Origin of the sequence: Bradyrhizobium macuxiense, from assembly GCF_001542415.1 — a bacterium.
GTDB lineage: Bacteria > Pseudomonadota > Alphaproteobacteria > Rhizobiales > Xanthobacteraceae > Bradyrhizobium > Bradyrhizobium macuxiense.
In genome coordinates, this window is record NZ_LNCU01000115.1 from 154,180 (window position 1) to 171,431 (window position 17,252).

The 17,252-nt window shown below is 63.5% G+C and carries 19 protein-coding genes and 1 tRNA gene; 12 read left to right on the forward strand and 8 right to left on the reverse strand.

Annotated features, from left to right (window positions below):
• Positions 1 to 36: 36 nt before the first annotated feature.
• The 3 genes from AS156_RS35355 to AS156_RS35365 all read right to left on the reverse strand — a co-directional run bounded on the left by AS156_RS35355 (position 37) and on the right by AS156_RS35365 (position 2,305).
• A complete protein-coding gene (locus tag AS156_RS35355; RefSeq protein ID WP_066514025.1) occupies positions 37 to 1,044 on the reverse strand; it encodes a Bug family tripartite tricarboxylate transporter substrate binding protein in 1,008 nt (335 codons plus the stop codon).
• Between the two features lie 258 nt (positions 1,045 to 1,302).
• A complete protein-coding gene (locus AS156_RS35360; protein WP_066514027.1) occupies positions 1,303 to 1,659 on the reverse strand; it encodes a hypothetical protein in 357 nt (118 codons plus the stop codon).
• A gap of 169 nt (positions 1,660 to 1,828) precedes the next feature.
• Positions 1,829 to 2,305, reverse strand: coding sequence for an outer membrane protein assembly factor BamE (locus AS156_RS35365; RefSeq protein ID WP_066514029.1), 477 nt, complete (start codon positions 2,303 to 2,305; stop codon positions 1,829 to 1,831).
• Positions 2,306 to 2,442: 137 nt separating this feature from the next.
• Here AS156_RS35365 and AS156_RS35370 point away from each other — a divergent pair, with 137 nt between their 5' ends.
• The 7 genes from AS156_RS35370 (at position 2,443) to AS156_RS35400 (ending at position 7,187) form a co-directional block, all read left to right on the forward strand.
• On the forward strand, positions 2,443 to 2,994 hold the full coding sequence (locus AS156_RS35370) for a ubiquinol-cytochrome C chaperone family protein (RefSeq protein WP_066514035.1): 552 nt from the start codon (positions 2,443 to 2,445) through the stop codon (positions 2,992 to 2,994).
• Complete coding sequence (locus AS156_RS35375) at positions 2,991 to 3,590, forward strand: YceD family protein (protein WP_066514039.1); 600 nt, start codon at positions 2,991 to 2,993, stop codon at positions 3,588 to 3,590. The genes AS156_RS35370 and AS156_RS35375 overlap by 4 nt, the downstream gene beginning before the upstream one ends.
• A gap of 300 nt (positions 3,591 to 3,890) precedes the next feature.
• Complete coding sequence (gene plsX, locus AS156_RS35380; protein WP_066514041.1) at positions 3,891 to 4,952, forward strand: phosphate acyltransferase PlsX; 1,062 nt, start codon at positions 3,891 to 3,893, stop codon at positions 4,950 to 4,952.
• The gene (locus tag AS156_RS35385) at positions 4,949 to 5,926 is read left to right on the forward strand and encodes a beta-ketoacyl-ACP synthase III (RefSeq protein ID WP_066514043.1); all 978 of its coding nucleotides are present in this window, start codon (positions 4,949 to 4,951) and stop codon (positions 5,924 to 5,926) included. Before plsX ends, AS156_RS35385 begins: the two co-directional genes overlap by 4 nt.
• Before the next feature lie 129 nt (positions 5,927 to 6,055).
• On the forward strand, positions 6,056 to 6,391 hold the full coding sequence (locus AS156_RS35390; RefSeq protein ID WP_035631661.1) for an integration host factor subunit alpha: 336 nt from the start codon (positions 6,056 to 6,058) through the stop codon (positions 6,389 to 6,391).
• 31 nt (positions 6,392 to 6,422) lie between these two features.
• Complete coding sequence (locus tag AS156_RS35395; RefSeq protein ID WP_066514045.1) at positions 6,423 to 7,019, forward strand: MerR family transcriptional regulator; 597 nt, start codon at positions 6,423 to 6,425, stop codon at positions 7,017 to 7,019.
• 90 nt (positions 7,020 to 7,109) lie between these two features.
• Positions 7,110 to 7,187, forward strand: a tRNA-Pro gene (locus tag AS156_RS35400).
• 53 nt (positions 7,188 to 7,240) lie between these two features.
• On the opposite strand, the gene AS156_RS35405 is transcribed toward AS156_RS35400, so the two are convergent.
• Positions 7,241 to 7,753 carry a MarR family winged helix-turn-helix transcriptional regulator gene (locus AS156_RS35405; protein ID WP_066514051.1) on the reverse strand — a complete coding sequence of 171 codons (513 nt, stop codon included), beginning with the start codon at positions 7,751 to 7,753 and terminating at the stop codon, positions 7,241 to 7,243.
• Positions 7,754 to 8,202: 449 nt separating this feature from the next.
• Here AS156_RS35405 and AS156_RS35410 point away from each other — a divergent pair, with 449 nt between their 5' ends.
• From AS156_RS35410 to AS156_RS35420, 4 genes are all read left to right on the forward strand, one after another.
• On the forward strand, positions 8,203 to 9,732 hold the full coding sequence (locus AS156_RS35410; protein ID WP_066514150.1) for a porin: 1,530 nt from the start codon (positions 8,203 to 8,205) through the stop codon (positions 9,730 to 9,732).
• 563 nt (positions 9,733 to 10,295) lie between these two features.
• Positions 10,296 to 10,421 (forward strand): hypothetical protein, encoded by a 126-nt coding sequence (locus AS156_RS45700; protein WP_283807962.1) that lies wholly within the window; start codon positions 10,296 to 10,298, stop codon positions 10,419 to 10,421.
• A gap of 165 nt (positions 10,422 to 10,586) precedes the next feature.
• Complete coding sequence (locus tag AS156_RS35415; protein WP_066514054.1) at positions 10,587 to 11,495, forward strand: dihydrodipicolinate synthase family protein; 909 nt, start codon at positions 10,587 to 10,589, stop codon at positions 11,493 to 11,495.
• Positions 11,496 to 11,546: 51 nt separating this feature from the next.
• A complete protein-coding gene (locus tag AS156_RS35420; RefSeq protein WP_066514056.1) occupies positions 11,547 to 12,509 on the forward strand; it encodes an SDR family oxidoreductase in 963 nt (320 codons plus the stop codon).
• Between the two features lie 94 nt (positions 12,510 to 12,603).
• On the opposite strand, the gene AS156_RS35425 is transcribed toward AS156_RS35420, so the two are convergent.
• The 4 genes from AS156_RS35425 to AS156_RS35440 all read right to left on the reverse strand — a co-directional run bounded on the left by AS156_RS35425 (position 12,604) and on the right by AS156_RS35440 (position 16,346).
• Positions 12,604 to 13,071: a GcrA family cell cycle regulator gene (locus tag AS156_RS35425; protein ID WP_066514058.1), complete on the reverse strand. Its 468-nt coding sequence runs from the start codon at positions 13,069 to 13,071 to the stop codon at positions 12,604 to 12,606.
• Between the two features lie 49 nt (positions 13,072 to 13,120).
• Positions 13,121 to 13,321: a hypothetical protein gene (locus tag AS156_RS35430; RefSeq protein WP_066514059.1), complete on the reverse strand. Its 201-nt coding sequence runs from the start codon at positions 13,319 to 13,321 to the stop codon at positions 13,121 to 13,123.
• A 173-nt stretch (positions 13,322 to 13,494) separates the two neighbouring features.
• Positions 13,495 to 15,318, reverse strand: a complete 1,824-nt coding sequence (locus AS156_RS35435; protein ID WP_066514062.1) for an AMP-binding protein — start codon at positions 15,316 to 15,318, stop codon at positions 13,495 to 13,497.
• An 86-nt stretch (positions 15,319 to 15,404) separates the two neighbouring features.
• A complete protein-coding gene (locus AS156_RS35440) occupies positions 15,405 to 16,346 on the reverse strand; it encodes an acetamidase/formamidase family protein (protein ID WP_066514064.1) in 942 nt (313 codons plus the stop codon).
• A 66-nt stretch (positions 16,347 to 16,412) separates the two neighbouring features.
• Between AS156_RS35440 and AS156_RS35445 the strand changes: the two genes are divergently transcribed.
• A complete protein-coding gene (locus tag AS156_RS35445) occupies positions 16,413 to 17,207 on the forward strand; it encodes a YdcF family protein (protein ID WP_082747917.1) in 795 nt (264 codons plus the stop codon).
• The last annotated feature ends 45 nt before the right edge of the window (positions 17,208 to 17,252 follow it).

Consider the following 17,252-nt stretch of genomic DNA (forward strand, 5'->3'; position numbering starts at 1 on the left):
CCGCACCGTGCTCCGGAAAGACTGTGACAGCGGCTGTCACTTCACCTCCATCTGCAAGCCTTCCTTCTCGATGATGGCGGCGAACTTCTTCGTCTCGGCCTCGACAAAACCGGAGAACTGCTGCGGCGTGCCGTAGTCCGCGAGCGCACCCATACCGGCGATGTTCTTCTTGACGTCGTCGCGCTCCAGCATCGCCTTGATCTGCCGGTTCAGTTCATCGACCGCGGGGGCGGGTGTCGCCTTCGCCAGAAAGACACCGAACCAGGATGAGACGTCGAACTTGGCGAGTTCGGGGGCGGCTTCGCGCATCGTCGGGAGCTGCGGCGCGGAGGCGCTGCGCTCGGGCGTGGTGACGCAGAGCCCGGTGAGCTTGCCGTCGAGCACCTGTGGCAGTGACGGGTAGAGGTTGTCGAACAGGATCTGGATGTCGCCGGCGAGTGCGGCCTGCAAGGCTGGGCCGGCGCCGCGGAACGGCACATGCGTCATCTTCAGCCCGGTCAGCTGGAGGAACCAGGCGCCGGTGAGATGCGGGCTCTGTCCGGTGCCGGACGAGCCATAGGTGAGCTTGTCCGGATTGGCCTTCAGATGCGCGATCAGCTCGGGAATCGTCTTGATGCCGGTCGTGGGATGCGCGGTCACGATGTTCGGAATCCGGATCATGTTGGAGACCGGCTGCAACTGGTCAGGCTTGTAAGTCAGGTTCCTGAATATGCTGTAGGCGATCGCGTTCGGCCCGGGATTGCCGATCAGGATGGTATGGCCGTCGCCCTTGTTGCGTGCGACCTCGGCAGTCCCGATGGTGCCTCCCGCACCGGACCGGTTTTCAACGACCACCGACTGCCCCCAGATCGGCTGCAGATGCGCGGCCAGCAGGCGCCCCATCACGTCGGTCGAGCCGCCGGCGGCTGCCGGCACGATAATCCGTACGGTTTCGGTCGGTCGCCAATCGCCGGCGCTCAGGCTCGTGCGCGGCACAATCGCGGCGGCCGACAGGGCGGCGGCGCCTGACAATACCGTACGACGGGAAAATCTCTTGCTGGTCATGCGTTTGCCCCCTTGCTCGTCGCGTTTGCGCGCGACCGTAGGGAGCCCGTGCGCTCCAGACAAGCGGACGACTTGACACAGCTCGATCGTCGGGCAGGGCGTGAGGATACTTCGATCTACTTCGACCGAAACGCTGCACAGGTCAGGCTCAGCACCCATAACTCGCCCGCATCATAGTCACGGGGCGCCGGCAGCAGCGTTTCGGTTATTTCGGGCAGCGCATCCGGCAAGCGGACGACTTCGGGCAAATCGCCGTGGCTACACCAGCGCGTCTGCGTTCTTGGCAAACGCCTCGTCAGTGGTGAACGGAATCTCCGTGACCTTGACGACCTCGTGCTTGTTGCTGCCGATCAACACGATTTCCCTGAGGAACGACCCAGGGAAAGAGCCGCGGACCTTGTATGGCGTCGTGCCTTTGCCGAGCGGCCCCGTCCAGCCCATGATCTTGATGGCCAGACCGCCGACCCATTGCTCGTCGCGGACAAGGCGGATGCCTGACGTGAAATTCGGGGCGTGCCCCTCGACGGTGACGGAGAAGAAGCCCGGAGAACCCAGGCCTGTCCAGACGTAGACGGCTTGTGCGGTATCGAAAGGTTCCGGTCCATAAAAACCCATGACGTATCTCCTGCTCAAATGAGGTCGGTTGCGAGCCGCTGTGGTTCGGCTCGCGGCTGTCCTAGCAAGGGCGGCGGCATATACGTGTGAGTTACCTTACACACAATCATAAATTGTTTTTCGCGCAAAGCGAGCTTGCGGGCGGCAGCGCGCCCGCAATCGGATGGCGCTAGTTGAAGCTGAGCAGCTTGAACAGCGGCGTCAGGTAGGACATCTCCTGACCGGAGGTCGGCGTTGTGCGGCTGACGAAGTCGAAGATCTTGCCGTCCTTCATGCCGTAATTGGCGAGCCTTCGCACCTGGCGGTTCTTGTCGAAATAGACCGCGATCACGCGCTGGTCGATCACGTGCTGGTTCATGAACGCGACCGGGCGGGAGGTTCGCTGCGAGATGTAGTAGAACACCTCACCGTCGAGGGTTGCGACCGTCGAGGGTGTGCCCAGCACGATCAGCACCTGATCCTGGCTCGCGCCGATCGGAATCTGATCGAGCGCGCCGTCGGGCAGGATGTAGCCCTTCTGGAACTGCTCGCCGGTACATCCTCCGAGCGCGGCGCAGACCAAGCCAATGGCGGCGAACGCGCGGAAACGCGAGAAGAGGCCGCGCGCGGAGGCCGCACGGAACTGCTTTGGTGTGGTGTGGTTCATCGGCGGAACTGATCCGTCCCCTTGCATCAGGCGAGGCGTTGACGTACCGGGCAGCTCAATGGATTGCAATATTGCCGAGCCTCCAACAGGCGAACCCTCAACAGGCCGTCCTTTGGGGCTCGCAGCCGGAACCCACCATGCTTTGGCCGTTCAATCACTTCAGAAAACCCCCGGTGCCTCCGCGCCGCACCATTGAGATCATCTATGGCATGATCGTGACGCAGGCGCGAGAACCGTTATTTTACCGGGACTTGGGCGTTCCGGACACGGTTAATGGCCGTTTTGACTTGCTCGTGATGCACCTCTGGCTGGTGCTGCGGCAACTCAAATCCGCAGGCGCGGGGGCCGATTTGTCGCAGGCCCTGTTCGACCATTTCTGCATCGATATGGACGACAATCTGCGCGAGATGGGCGTCGGCGACATCACCGTGCCCAAGCGCATGCAGGCGTTCGGTGAGGCATTTTACGGCCGGACCGCGGCCTATGATCTGGCGCTGACCGGCAGCGACGAGGCGCTGGCCCAGTCGTTCTGCAAGAACATCCTCAACGGCAAGGATATCGACAAGGCGCGAGAACTCGCCGTCTACGCCAGGCAAGCGATGGCGGCGCTGGCGCGCGTCGACCTTGCCGGGCTGATCCAGGGCGCATGGCGTTTTCCTGTGCCACGGACCGCGAGCGCCTCAGCATGAGCAGCGATCCCACAGGGCGGCGCGAGCCGGTGCGCGATCCATCACGTGATCCCTGGCGCGTTCTCGTCAACGCGGCGCAGATCCCGGAGGCCGGGCTGCACCGCGAGATCGAGGCCGACGAGGCCGCACGGCAGGCGATGGCCGACATTGCCGGACTGCGCGGGGTGATCTCGGCGCATGCCGTCTTCGACATCATGCCGAAGCAGGACGGGAGCTACCAGGTTACGGGAAGGGTGCAGGCACGGATCGGGCAGACCTGCGTCGTGACGCTCGATCCGATAGAGAACGACATCGACGAACCGATCGATGTGATCTTCGCGCCGCCCGAGCAGATCCCCCAGATGGCCGATCTGGTCGACGATGCGGAGGAGAGCGACGAGGATACGCCGGACCCGCCGGAGCCGATCGTGAACGGCTTCATCGATATCGGCCGGCTCGCCACCGACGCGCTCTTCCTCGGTATCGATCCATATCCGCGCAAGGCGGATGCCGTCTTTGAGAAGATGGTCGAAGCGTCTGATCCGGAGGATCATCCCTTTGCCGCGCTGAAGGCCCTGACCGAAAAGGCCGACGGCAAGAAGCCGAAGGGCGGCTAGGCCATTTGTAAGGGGATGGCTTGACTGCCGGGGTGCGTGAAGGGCATCCCTTGCAACTTCAGAATAATGTCACAATATATTGAAGAATCATATATTTTTGGCATGTGGTGATGTAGTTTGTTGCGGTTCGGCCACATCGTCGGCCGAGGGCAAGAGGTTGTGTCGGACCGCGGACACGCTATTGTCGCGGCCCGGCCGGGACGTGAGTTGGCGTTTGGCCGCGCGCCGTTGAAAGCGGTGACTTCAAGCTCGCGGTCTTTGTCAAAAGGGGCTGTGGGAGAGCAGGTTTCCGGGACGTTCATGCCTCACAAGGTTCGAATCGCGCTTGACGCCATGGGGGGCGATGTCGGCGCATCGGTCGTCATTCCCGGCGCCGCGATTTCGCTGAGCCGTCATCCCGACAGCGAATTCCTGCTTTTCGGAGACCAGGCCAAGATCGAACCCGAGCTTGCGAAGCATCCCGCGCTCAAGGCTGTGTCGAAGGTGATCCATACCGACGTTGCCGTGAAGAACGAGGAGAAGCCGAGCCAGGCGCTGCGGCGGACCCGGCGCGCCTCGTCGATGTGGCTTGCGATCGATGCCGTGAAGCATGGCGAGGCCGATGTCGCGGTCTCCGCCGGCAACACCGGCGCGCTGATGGCAATGGGGGGCCTCAATCTACGGACGCTGCCCGGCGTCGACCGCCCGGCGCTCGCAGCGGTGTGGCCGACGCTGCGCGGCGACTCAGTCGTGCTGGACCTCGGTGCCACGATCGGAGGCGATGCCCGCCATCTGACGACGTTGGCCGTGATGGGCAGCGCCATGGCGAGCGTGCTGTTCAACCTCGAACGGCCGACCGTCGGCCTGCTCAATATCGGATCCGAGGAGATCAAGGGGCACGGGGAAATCCGCGAGGCGGCCGAACTGCTTCGTGCGATGAACTCGGCGCAATTCAATTATGTCGGCTTTGTCGAGGGGGACGGAATCGGCAACGGGGCCGCCGACGTGATCGTCTCGGAAGGCTTCTGCGGCAACATCGCGCTCAAGACGGCCGAGGGAACCGCGCGGCAGATGTTCGCCCTGCTGCGCGAAGCCATGTCGTCGAGCTGGCTGGCGCGCATCGGCTATCTGTTTGCCCGGGGCGCGTTCCGGAAGCTGCGTGACAAGCTCGATCCCAACAAGTCGAACGGCGGCGTGCTGCTCGGCCTCAACGGCGTGGTGGTCAAGAGCCATGGCGGCATCAACGCGGAAGGCTTTGCCTATGCGGTGGATGTTGGCTATGAGATGGCCCACTACGATCTCCTCACCAAGATCAATCAGATGCTAAATCGCGACGGCAGCGCGCTGGTAAAGGCGCAGACCGCGCAGGAGGCTGTCTCGTGACTGCGATACGTTCGGTAGTGCTCGGCTGCGGCTCTTATTTGCCGGAGCGGGTTTTGACCAATGCCGAACTGGCGAGCCGAATCGACACGTCCGATGACTGGATCGTGCAGCGTACCGGCATCCGCGAGCGCCACATCGCAGCCGACGACGAGTTCACCTCGCATCTCGCGATCAACGCAGCGCGCGCTGCGCTCGCCCATGCAGGGCTCGACGCGCAGGCGATCGACCTGATCGTGCTGGCGACCTCGACGCCCGACAACACCTTTCCGGCGACGGCGGTTGCAGTCCAGCACGGGCTCGGCATCAACCACGGCGCGGCGTTCGACCTGCAGGCGGTGTGCTCCGGATTCGTCTTTGCGCTCGCCACCGCCGACAATTTCCTGCGCACCGGAGCCTACAAGCGGGCGCTGGTGATCGGCGCGGAGACCTTCTCGCGAATCCTCGACTGGAATGATCGCGGCACCTGCGTGCTGTTCGGCGACGGCGCCGGCGCGATCGTGCTCGAGGCGCAGGAGCAAGCCGGCAAGACCAGCGATCCCGGCGTGCTGACCACGCATCTGCGCTCCGACGGACGCCACAAGGCCAAGCTGTTCGTCGACGGCGGTCCCGGCTCGACCAAGACGGTCGGCCATCTCAGGATGGAGGGCCGCGAGGTCTTCAAGCACGCCGTCGGCATGATCACCGACGTGATCGTCGATGCGTTCAACGCCACCGGCGTCACTGCGGAAGACATCAACTGGTTCATTCCGCATCAGGCCAACAAGCGAATCATCGATGCATCGGCGCACAAGCTTCATATTGCGCCGCAGAAGGTGGTGCTGACGGTCGACAAGCACGGCAACACCTCGGCGGCCTCGATCCCGCTCGCGCTGTCGGTTGCGGTGAAGGACGGACGCGTGAAGAAGGGCGACCTGTTGCTGCTGGAGGCGATGGGCGGCGGCTTTACCTGGGGTTCGGCGCTGCTGCGCTGGTGAGCGCATCGCTAGGATACAGGCAATTTGCCGGTTTCTTTGCTGCGTCTATGTGCTGGTCGCTGTTGACCATTGCGTGCTAAGCTTTTAATTTCAGTCAACAAATTGTTCGCCGAGAGTGCGGGGCAGGCGATGACCACGGGAACCGGAAAAACAGTTACACGCGTCGATCTTTGCGAGGCGGTCTACCAGAAGGTAGGCTTGTCGCGCACCGAATCGTCGGCGTTCGTCGAGCTTGTGCTGAAGGAGATCACCGATTGCCTGGAGAAGGGCGAGACGGTGAAGCTGTCATCGTTCGGCTCCTTCATGGTGCGCAAGAAGGGACAGCGTATCGGGCGCAATCCGAAGACCGGCACCGAGGTGCCGATCTCGCCGCGCCGAGTGATGGTGTTCAAGCCGTCGGCGATCCTGAAACAACGGATCAACGGCCACGTGGTCACCAATGGCGACGGCAGCAAGGCCGATTGACCATTGAACTGAGGCTAAGAGGAGCGGGCATTTGGACAAGGCGCCGGATGCGTTCCGTACCATCAGCGAAGTCGCTGATGAGCTAGACATTCCCCAGCACGTCCTGAGATTCTGGGAAACGCGCTTCGCGCAGATCAAGCCGATGAAGCGCAGCGGCGGACGCCGCTATTACCGCCCCGATGACGTCGACCTGCTCAAGGGCATACGCCGGCTGCTGTACGGCGAGGGCTACACCATCCGTGGCGTGCAGCGGATCCTCAAGGAGCACGGCATCAAGTCGGTGCAGGGCATTGCCGATCAGACCGCGGTGGTCTCGTTCGGCGCGGTCGAGGAAGCGGTCGGTCACAGCATGGCCGAGCCTGATGACGCCGAGCTCAGCGACGGCCTCGATCTCGACGGGGAGGAGGGCGACGGCGACGAGAAGGGCATCGATTACCGATTCGTCGATCCCGACGAGGATGCCATCCTGTCGACCTACAAGGCGCGTGCCCAGCCGGCGAAGGCGCCGGGCGCAGCACCCCAGGTGCGGGCCGGGATTCCGTCGGGCGACCGCGACCGCCTCGAGCGCGTGCTGCAGGAACTGGTGGCCTGCCGGCAGATGATCGACGCCGCAATGAAGGACGGCTGACGTCGCAGGCGGAACCGGCGCCAGATTGGCGGGGCCAAGACCGGCTTCCCGCCTTGCGCCGACGCAGGATCGCAGCTAATGGAACGGCATCGGAGCGTGGCGCAGCCCGGTTAGCGCACTAGTCTGGGAGACTAGGGGTCGGAGGTTCAAATCCTCTCGCTCCGACCATTTTTTCCAAAGAGCTCAGGCATTCGGGACCGGCCCCGGTCTGTGGCAACAGCCTAAAAGCTGTAGTCCAGCGCGACTTTCACGCACGCCTTTTCGAGACGGTTGTTGAGTGTCGCGAGCTTGGTCGTGAACTCGGCGAGCTCCTTCTCGCTGAACTCGTCGAAGACGAGTTGCCTGAATGCATTGTATTGCTCGGCGAGGCTTGCCAGGTGCTTCTTGGTCTTGGCGGTCAGCGATAGCCGCACCACCCGCGCATCGGCCGGCGAGGGGGCGCGATGCAGCAGCCCTTTATGTTCCAGAAGCTTGGACTGCGTGGTCACGAACGACGGATCGACGTGGAGCAGCTTCGACACCATGTTGATCTGCACGCCGTCGCCCTTGTCGAGATCTGAGATCGCGATCAGAATCATCCATTGCGGGGCGCTGACGCCGAGCGATTTGCCCCAGAACTGGCGGACTTCCTCAAGGTGAGAATTGATGGAGGAGATCTCGAGCGTGAAGCGCTTGATGATATCCAGATTTTCGACGGCGCGCTGACGCGTCGTATCCTTCCTCGTGACTGACACGGCTTTCCCTTCCTCCTGCCCAGCACAGCTTTTCGCTGATTTGATTCTTGCTACTCTTGTGGGCGAGCGGAATTGTTCACGCAAGGCGCGCCTGGCGCAAGTGAGCATAAATTAATTATGATGGTTGCGTGACGGACAAGATTTTTTCGGTGCGACAAATTATCCCGTGCACGCAATGGGCTGGCTGCGGCGTTGCCGTCGAGCCACAGTGTGACCTTATTCGTAAACCTGACTTTATAAACTATTTTGATTAGGAATTCGACGCAGGCATATTGACCCCCGGCGGTAGGGGAATCTCGATCGTCCCGGTGCGTTTGGTCACTCACGTTCACCCTCTCCTGGGGAATTCATCTGGAGGCGTGAACACATTGAATGATTTTGCGACATGCGGGGGATCTCGGGGCGCTCGCGGCCCGGACTCTCCGCATATGAGCAACTTGGAGGTTAATATGAATTTGGTGAAGAGCCTTATCCTGGGCTCGGCGGCTGCCCTCGTCGCAGTCGGCGGCGCTCAGGCGGCTGATCTTCCCGTTAAGGCCAAAGCGGTCGAATACGTGAAGGTTTGCTCCCTGTACGGTCCCGGCTTCTACTACATCCCGGGCACCGACACCTGCATCAAGCTGGGTGGCTACCTGCGCGTCGACGTTCTGGCGAACACGAACAGCGTTGCCGGCCCGAACTACAACGGCGCCAACGGTGCCAACAACCGCTTCACGAACGGCTACACTTGGCGTTCGCGTGAAGACCTGAACGTCGATACGCGCACCGCGACCGAGTATGGCGTGGTCCGCACCTACTTCGACGCGGTGTTCACCTGGACCTCGGACACCTATGCCGGCCAAGGCAACGGCTCGACTGTCTACTCGGCGATCGGCTCCACCCAGGCTCCGAACAACGCCAGCGCCGGCGGCGTCGCTGCCGGTACGGTCGGCGTCTACTACGCCTTCATCCAGTTCGCCGGCTTCACGATCGGTAAGGCGGTCTCGCAGTTCGCTGCTCCGTGGACGGCCTATCCGGGCAACAACTTCGACGGTCTCGTCGGCGGCGCGAACACGGTCACTGGTGTCAACCAGTTCACCTACACGGCGCAGTTCGGCAACGGCGTCGCGCTGTCTCTGTCGGCCCAGGATCAGACTCAGTACTCCCAGGCTGGCGTGAACAACCTCAGCGCCGGTGGTGCCTACGGCGCCAGCGACTACGCCGGCTCGGTTGCGCCGGACCTGATCGCTGCGCTCAAGGTCGATCAGGCTTGGGGCATCTTCCAGGCGTCGTTCGCGGCGCATGACAATCACGCAGCCTACTTCGGCGGCACCGAGTTGACTGGTCATCCCGACGACAAGTGGGGTTGGGCTGGTGCTCTGGCCCTGTCGATCAAGAACATCCCGACCGGACCTGGTGACACGATCAACATCCAGGGCGTGTATACGGATGGTGCAACCCGCTACAACATCCAGGATCTGGCCAGCCAGGCCGGCTCGATCGCCATGTTCGGCGGTACGAACCTTCCGGGCGTCTATGGCAGCGTTGGCTTCGGCACTGCACCGGATACGGTGTTCGTCAACGGCAGCCAGCAGGAGACGATCAAGACCTGGGGTATGCGCGGTGCGTACACCCACAACTGGGATCCCTACTGGAACACCAGCTTGTACGGTGCTTACGCCTCGGTCATGTACAGCGACACGGCTAAGACCTGGATCTGCGGCGTTGGTGGCGTGGGTGGTACGTTCCGTACCGCGTTCGGCACGGGCGTGACGTCCTGCAACCCTGACTACAGCCTGGCCCAGATCGGCCTGATCACCCGGTGGACCCCGGTCAAGAACCTGACCTTCTCGGCAGACGTGACCTACTCCCACCTCGATCAGAAGTATGCGGGCGTGGTCACCACGTCCTCGACCGCGATCGGCAAGCCGGCCGCGACCTATGAGCTGAAGAATCAGGACACTGTGATGCTGCTCCTCCGCGCTCAGCGCAACTGGTAATACCGGTTGATCTGATTGCGATCTCACAGAGCCCCGGCAGGAAACTGCCGGGGCTTTTCTCTGACGAGGACGCGGAGAAGAAAAGCGGTGCGACGTTACGCACCACGCAGACGACGAAGATGAGCCATGCGATTCATTGACCGCAGACTTATTTACTTAGCTGATCTACTAAACTATATAGGCCCCAGCCAACATATGAATGCTGGCTCTTAGCTTCATGCTAAGCCTCCCAAACCTCCGGCAATGCCCTGCCGGAGGTTTTTGATTCAAGGCTTTCCCGCAGAATCTCAACGATTGCCGTGCGCGCTCACTGCTCGCGCGCCGGCTGCGCGTGAATTGACATCCATATCATTACTTATTGGCGGCCGAGAACTGCGCGTAGGTAATCTTCAGATTTGCGAGCGGCATCGGGTTGGCGTCGACATTCGCGGCGCATCAAGCACGAGGCGGGGACCCTGCCGGGGGCCGAGCCGCCGATTCGACGCCGTCAAGATTTGACGAAATCTATTCGCAATGCATTCTCGCGACTCATGGGGCGCTTCAAGAACAGCCGCCTGGCTCGCATGAGCAGCGGCCACTATTGCTTGATACGGGATCTCGGCCTCGTGAAGGGCGGCAAGGGATTGCGCCACCACGAGGTGATCCTCGATTTTTCCTGGCGCGGCCTGCTCAGGCTGCTCTTTCCGTAGCACGGACATCCTGCGACGCTCGGGCGCTGCGTCATGCTCGCGTCAGAGGCCAGTCCCGCCGCCGCGGCAACTGGACGCCGCAACCACAATCAGTAGGCTTGGCTCCGCCGATCGCCGCCGCAAGAGCGGATCGGATATGCGGGATGGAAACAGCAAGGGCTAGCCATGAAAACGCGTCCGACCGGCGTGATACCGCCGATAACCACGCCGTTTCGGAAGGACGGCGAGATCGATCTCAAGCTCATCGCGCCGCAGGTCGACTGGCTGCTCGCTGCGGGCGCCCATGGCATGGCCGCCGGCGGCTCGACCGGAGAGGGCCATGCGCTCGATCACGAGGAATACCGGGACCTGATCGCGGCAACGGTGGAGGCTGCAGGAGGCCGGGCGCCGGTCATCGCCGGCATCATCGTCGATTCCACCCGCGACGCCATCCGCCGCGGCAGGCTGGTACGCGACATGGATGTCGCGGCGCTGCAGGTGACCCCGGTGCATTATTTGTTCAAGCCCGACGACGAGGCGATGGTCGGTCATTTCCGCCGCATCGCGGATGAGACCGGCATGCCGATCATCATCTACAATGTGGTGCCGTGGTCCTATCTGTCGCCGACGCTGCTGACGCGGATCATGACCGAGGTGCCGCTCGTCATCGGCGTCAAGCAGAGCGCGGGCGACCTGAAACTGTTTGCCGACCTCATGATGATGGCGCCGGACAGACTGATCTACAGCGCGGTCGACGCGCTGATGTATCCGTCCTATACGCTCGGCGCCCATGGCTCGATCGCCGCGATCCTGACCGCCGCGCCGCACGCCTCGGTAGCGCTGTGGGACGCCGTCAAGGCGGGCGATCACGGCAAGGCGCTCGATCTGCACAAGAAGCTTCTGACCATGTGGAACGCGATCATTGCCGACAATCTGCCGGCCTGCACGCGCTATGCCCAGACGCTGCAGGGCCTGCCGCAAACCTTTCCGCGGGCGCCGATGCCGGAGGCTTCAAGCGCACAGCAGGCGGCGATCCGGCAGGCGCTCGCAGGGATCGGAGCGCCCGGCGGCAGGCGCATCGCGGCGGCGGAATAGGGTTGCCGCAAGCAAGACAAGACCAACAACAAGGAAGGAAATGGATCTCACATGAAGGATTTTGCCGGGAAGATTGCCGTGATCACGGGTGGCGGCACGGGCATGGGGCGCGAGCTGGCGCGCCAGCTGGTCGCCGAAGGCTGCAACGTTGCGATGTGCGACGTCTCAGCCGAGGCCATGGCCGAGACCAAGCGGCTGTGCGAGGTCGAGATGCTGCCGCAGGGTCTGCGCATCACCGCCCACGTCGCAGACGTCTCGATCGAGGACCACTACAAGCGCTTTCGCGACGAGCTGATCGAGCAGCAGTCGACCGACAAGATCCATCTGCTGTTCAACAATGCCGGCATCGGCGGGGGCGGCAGCCTGTTCACCAACACGCGTGAGCAGTGGGAGCGCACCTTCAACATCTGCTGGGGCGGCGTCTATCTTGGCGTCCGCACTTTCCTGCCGCTGCTGGTGAAGGCCGACGAGGCCCACATCGTCAACACCTCGAGCGTCAACGGGTTCTGGGCTTCGGTCGGCCTCGGCGTGTCGCACACCGCCTACAGCGCGGCGAAGTTCGCGGTGAAGGGCTTCACCGAGGCGCTGATCAACGACCTCCGCCTCAACGCGCCGCACGTCAAATGCTCGGTCGTGATGCCCGGCCATATCGGCACCTCGATCGTGTCGAACTCGCGCAAGGTGCAGAACGGTTCCGACCAGCTCACCGCAGAAGAGCTTAAGCAGGCCCGCCAGCGGCTGCAGGGGCAGGGTATCGACGTTGCGGCGCTCTCGGATCAGGACATCCAGAATATCGCGCTCGACCGTGCCCGCATCTTCCGCGACGAGGCGCCGACCACGGCTGCTGCGGCTGCCAAAATCATCCTGGACGGCGTCAAGGCCGACCGCTGGCGTATCCTGGTTGGCGACGACGCGCATCTGCTCGACGAGCGCGTGCGCAAGACGCCGGAACAGGCCTACACGCCGGAGTTCTATCAGGACCTCGTGGCTGCGACAGGCTGGAAAGTCGGCTGATTGGAGCTTCGGTTCTGATTGAAGCGGAACCGAAGCCAGCTTTCCGCCGGCCGCGCTTTCGTCACGCGAACCGGTCCAATGTTGCTCGACAACGCTATCCGCGGGCGGCGCGCTGGCGGGAGCCCGCTTGGTAGGCGAGGCGGTAATGTCCGGAGCAATAGGGCATGCCGCCGAGCGGCGTGTTGCCGCAGAAGCAGAAGTCCTCGGCCCCCGGCGTGCTGATCGGCCAGCGGCAGCGCTGCTCGCTCAATTCGAACAGCGAGCAGCTGTTGGCGCTGACGATCGGCGCATCCTCGGGCTCCTGTTCGTAAACCTCTTGAAGCAACCGGAACTGCTGCTTCGCGGTCGCCCGTTGCGCGGCGTGTGAGGCGGATTTCTTGCGCCGGGCGCGGCGTTCGTCCGACGTTGTGCGTGTGAGGTTCAGCCGCGACAGCTTGCCGATCACCGCATTGCGACTGACGCCGATATTGACGGCGATGTCGCGGCAGGAGAGGCCGGCTTCAAAGTAGATCTTGAGTTGGTCGACGCGCTCCGGCGTCCAGGTTGGTTCGATGGCAATCATCTGACGGTTCCACGTTCTGTGTTGAACCGCCGCGCCGACGCGCGCGCCGTCAGGGCGCGCGTCCGTTGTCGCGGATTGCAAGCAACCCGTCCTTGATGGCGAGTCGAATGCCTTCCTCGATCAGTGTCCGTGCAACGCCCGGGACGCTCGTGCCGTGGGTGCCCTGTCTCACCAGCTTCTCGAGGTAACCGATGGTCGAGAGCGCCAGCGTGACCGGGACGCGGTCGGTTTCGGCCTTTTCCGTAGCCATGAAGAAACGCTTAACCTCGAACGCTTGTACTGAAAAGTATCTATTTAGAGTCTATTTAGGCGTGCCGTAGTCGGTCAAGCGTCGATCTGCAAAATCCAGACAGCCGCCTTGGATCGCGCCTGGGCGAGTTCCGGCGCGATGTTGTCGTAAAATTATCTAGAATAATGAATGCGTTAGGGTCGTATCTTGACCTTGACTGGGAATTTCTTGAGAAGCCGCTCAGCCGTTTCGGCCTTGTCCGGAGGCGCGTTCACACTCAGGTACAGCCCGCGGGACGGGTCGGTGACGGCGTCGACGCTGACCTCGGACAGTCCCTCCCGTGCCAGCAGCTCGCGCGCGGCGTCGCCGGCGGCGATTTCGCGCAGCTTGGGCTTGAAGATCTTACCGACCGGCGTGACCGGCATGTCGGCAATGACCGACACGGCGCGCGGTCGCGCCGGCGGCTCCGGGATGTTGTCCTGCACGAAGGCGGCGAGCGCCTGTGAATCGATCTGGACGCCCGGCTGCGCCGAGACGAACAGCATCGGCACCTCACCGGCATAGGCGTCGGGACGCCCGACCGCGGCGGCAAGCGCCACTCCGGGAAATTGTAGCGCCGCGTCCTCGATCGCGCGCGGATCGATGTTGTGACCGCCGCGGATGATGACGTCCTTGGCGCGGCCCAAGATGTAGACGAAGCCATCGGCATCGATGCGGCAGATGTCGCCGGTGCGCAGCCAGCCGTCGTGGAAGGCGTCCTCGGTCTGCTTCCTGTCGACATAGCCGGCAAACACTTGTGGCCCCCTGGTCAGGAGCTCGCCGACCGGCGACGGCCACGGCCCCGTGTGCAGCTTGCCGCTCTCGAGGATCGCAAGCTCGACCAGCGGATTGCGCGTGCCGACGCTCTCCGCGCGCGGCTTCACGCCGTGCACGTCGTGCGTGATGGCGCCGGCGAGTTCGGTCATGCCGTAGAGCTGCTGGATGCAGGGGCCGCCCCAGGTCGCGAGATAACGCCGTTCGATCTCCGGCGGGCAGATCGAGGCGCCGGTGGCGGTGACGCGCAGGCTCGAAATGTCGCTGTCGGCGACCGGCACGTCGGCCAGCGCGCCGAGCGTCGTCGGTACGTTGCCGGCGATGTTGACGCGGTATGTCTCGATGATCTTCCAGAAATGCGTGATCAGCGCCGGATCGCGCGCGCCGGCAGGGCCCGGAATGAACATCGTCGTGCCGGCGGACAGGCAATTGGCGGTGGTGCAGAACAGGCCGCCGACGTGGAACAGCGGGAGCGTGATCATCGCGCGCTCGCCGCGGTGGAAGTCGAGCGCCATGCGCGAGGAGAGGGTGGAGGCGACCATCGCGCGGTTGGTGAGCCGCGCCACCTTGGGATGGCCGGTCGTGCCGCCGGTCGGCAGCATCACCGCGACGCGGTCGGCCTCGCTCATGTCAGTTGATTTGCCGTAGTCGTCGCGCCACGCGGGATCGGGCCGCAGCACCTCGCCGTCGAATGCGATGCTGCCGTCGAGCGGCACGATCACGATGCGCTTCAGCGTGGGCACCTCGCGCTGCAGGCCTTCGATCCTCTCATACAGCCCGCCCGGCATGCCCGGCGGCGGCGCCAGCAACAGCTTCGCCTTGATTGCGTTGAGCTGGGCGACGATCGCCTCGCGCGTGAACAGCAGGTTGAGCGGTTCGGCGATGCCGCAGGCCGCCGCGCCGAAGATCGCGACCATCGTCGCCGGACAGGCCGGCAGCAGCAGCGCAACCGCGTCGTTCTTGCCGATGCCCTGGGCGCGGAAGTAGCTTTCGGCCGCCTTGACGCAGCCCATCAGCTGATCGTTCGAGATCACGACCGGGCTGGGGTCGAGCGGCGAGCGCAGATAGATTGCCGCTTCGGCATCAGGCGCGCCCTGCGGGCCGCGGGCAATGAGGTCGAGGATGCGCGGGCAGGCGGCGAGCGTCTGCTGCATCTCGTTGTCGCGCGCAGCCTCATCGGCCGGCGAAAGCCTGTCCTTCAACATGTCCGTCCCCGTCGCTTTTGCATTCGTTGGCGGGGATTGTATCGAGCGGCACTTGCGAAACACAAGTGCGGCCCATCGACCGATTGTCAGCCGTGGACGACCGACTTGGCGATCATGCAATGAATGCCCTTGGAGCCGTTGACCGTCTGTGTCACGCGCAGGTCGGCGGCCAGGCTGCACAGCGTGTAGGCATCCTCACGCGAGAGATTCCGTTTCTCGCCGAGCAGGACGATCATGTCGCGCAGGGCCCGCACCACGCACTGGTCGAGGTCGGGATCCATCGCCATGGTCATGTAATGGTCCGCCGTCTCGGCGCGCGGATAGGCGAGCTTGAGATCCTTGCGCAGCGTGAGGCGGAAGCGGCCGGTGAGGGCGGTCTCGATCGCGGTGACGCAGACCTCGCCGTCACCCTGCACGCCGTGGCCGTCGCCGCAGGAGAACAGCGCGCCCGGCACGAACACCGGCAGATAGAGCTTTGCGCCGGCGCCGAGTTCCTTGTTGTCGAGATTGCCGCCCATCGCGCGCGGGATCAGCGAGGAGATCCGGCCCCACGCCGGCGGCGGCGACACGCCCATCACGCCGAAGAACGGCTTCAACGGCAGGTCGAGCCCCCAGGGCATACGACCGATCATGAGATCGCGATCGAGCGGGATGTTGAGGAGGCGCGGTTCGTGGAAATCGTCGGGCAGGGTGCCGGACAGCGGCTTGATCAGATTGTAGCCCCAGTCCTGGCGGAGCTGCACATCGAGGATATCGACCTCGAGCACGTCGCCGGGCTCGGCGCCGGTAACCGCGATCGGGCCGGTGAGGATGTGCCCCGGCACCATCCGCTCGTTCTTCGCGTGGATGTCGGCCAGTTCCGGCGGAATGTGAAATCTCGTGCGGTCCGGCACGACGTCGGGACCGCCGCTGACGGTCTCGATTGTCACCTCGTCGCCGCTCGCAATCGCCAGGACCGGCTTCAGCCTGGCTTCAAAAAAGCCCCAATGACAGGTTTCAGGACTGGACTTGAGATGATGATGGGTCATGTGACGTCTTTTGATTGCGGCCTTGGCAGCGTATGACGCTGTAGCAGAACTTCCCAGAGGCTTCCCTTGTTTTTTGTCCTCTCCAAGACGCTCGGCATCATGCTGCTGCCGGTCAATTTCCTGCTCGGCATCGGCCTGATCGGTGTCATCCTGCTGTTGACGCGGTTTGCGGCGCTCGGCCGCAGGCTGATGGCGGCATCGCTGCTGCTGCTCGTGGTCTGCGCCTTCTCGCCGCTCGGCAATGTCCTGCTGTATGCACTGGAGCAGCGTTTTCCGCCGTGGGATGCCTCGCGCGGTGCGCCCGACGGCATCATCGTGCTTGGCGGGTCGATCGAGCCCGACCTGTCGATCGCCCACGGCATGCCGGTGGTGCACAGCGCTCCCGATCGCATCATCGCGGCGGCAGCGCTTGCGCGCAAATTTCCGAACGCGCGCCTCGTGTTCACCGGCGGCAGCGCTAACCTGATCTCGAACGACGCGCGCGAGGCTGACTTTGCCGGTGACATCTTCGAGAGCCTTGGCATTCCCAAATCGCGATTGATCATCGAGCGCCGCTCGCGCAACACCGTGGAGAACGCCGAGTTCTCCAAGGCGTTGGTCAATCCAAAGCCGGGCGAGCGCTGGCTGCTCGTCACCTCGGGCTACCACATGCCGCGCTCGGTCGGCCTGTTCCGCAAGGCGGGATTCGACGTGGAGGCTTATCCGGTCGATTGGCGCGTCAGCAAGGCGTTCGGCTTCGCCACCCTGGCGGCCGAAGGTCTGGTGCGCACGGATCTCGGCATGCGGGAATGGATCGGCCTTGTGGCCTATCACCTCGCGGGCAAGACTGATGATTGGCTGCCGGGCCCCGTCACGCACTGACGCGCGGCGAGCTGTCGCCTCCGCCGGTCAATCCGGCTAACATCA

What these genes read in the sequence shown, in the direction of transcription:
- AS156_RS35390 (WP_035631661.1), top strand. Translation starts at nt 6,056, where the DNA reads ATGACCACGGGAACCGGAAAAACAGTTACACGCGTCGATCTTTGCGAG.
- plsX (WP_066514041.1), top strand. Translation starts at nt 3,891, where the DNA reads ATGCCTCACAAGGTTCGAATCGCGCTTGACGCCATGGGGGGCGATGTC.
- AS156_RS45700 (WP_283807962.1), top strand. Translation starts at nt 10,296, where the DNA reads ATGAGCAGCGGCCACTATTGCTTGATACGGGATCTCGGCCTCGTGAAG.
- AS156_RS35410 (WP_066514150.1), top strand. Translation starts at nt 8,203, where the DNA reads ATGAATTTGGTGAAGAGCCTTATCCTGGGCTCGGCGGCTGCCCTCGTC.
- AS156_RS35440 (WP_066514064.1), bottom strand. Translation starts at nt 16,346, where the DNA reads ATGACCCATCATCATCTCAAGTCCAGTCCTGAAACCTGTCATTGGGGC.
- AS156_RS35420 (WP_066514056.1), top strand. Translation starts at nt 11,547, where the DNA reads ATGAAGGATTTTGCCGGGAAGATTGCCGTGATCACGGGTGGCGGCACG.
- AS156_RS35435 (WP_066514062.1), bottom strand. Translation starts at nt 15,318, where the DNA reads ATGTTGAAGGACAGGCTTTCGCCGGCCGATGAGGCTGCGCGCGACAAC.
- AS156_RS35360 (WP_066514027.1), bottom strand. Translation starts at nt 1,659, where the DNA reads ATGGGTTTTTATGGACCGGAACCTTTCGATACCGCACAAGCCGTCTAC.
- AS156_RS35375 (WP_066514039.1), top strand. Translation starts at nt 2,991, where the DNA reads ATGAGCAGCGATCCCACAGGGCGGCGCGAGCCGGTGCGCGATCCATCA.
- AS156_RS35355 (WP_066514025.1), bottom strand. Translation starts at nt 1,044, where the DNA reads ATGACCAGCAAGAGATTTTCCCGTCGTACGGTATTGTCAGGCGCCGCC.
- AS156_RS35370 (WP_066514035.1), top strand. Translation starts at nt 2,443, where the DNA reads ATGCTTTGGCCGTTCAATCACTTCAGAAAACCCCCGGTGCCTCCGCGC.
- AS156_RS35425 (WP_066514058.1), bottom strand. Translation starts at nt 13,071, where the DNA reads ATGATTGCCATCGAACCAACCTGGACGCCGGAGCGCGTCGACCAACTC.
- AS156_RS35365 (WP_066514029.1), bottom strand. Translation starts at nt 2,305, where the DNA reads ATGAACCACACCACACCAAAGCAGTTCCGTGCGGCCTCCGCGCGCGGC.
- AS156_RS35415 (WP_066514054.1), top strand. Translation starts at nt 10,587, where the DNA reads ATGAAAACGCGTCCGACCGGCGTGATACCGCCGATAACCACGCCGTTT.
- AS156_RS35430 (WP_066514059.1), bottom strand. Translation starts at nt 13,321, where the DNA reads ATGGCTACGGAAAAGGCCGAAACCGACCGCGTCCCGGTCACGCTGGCG.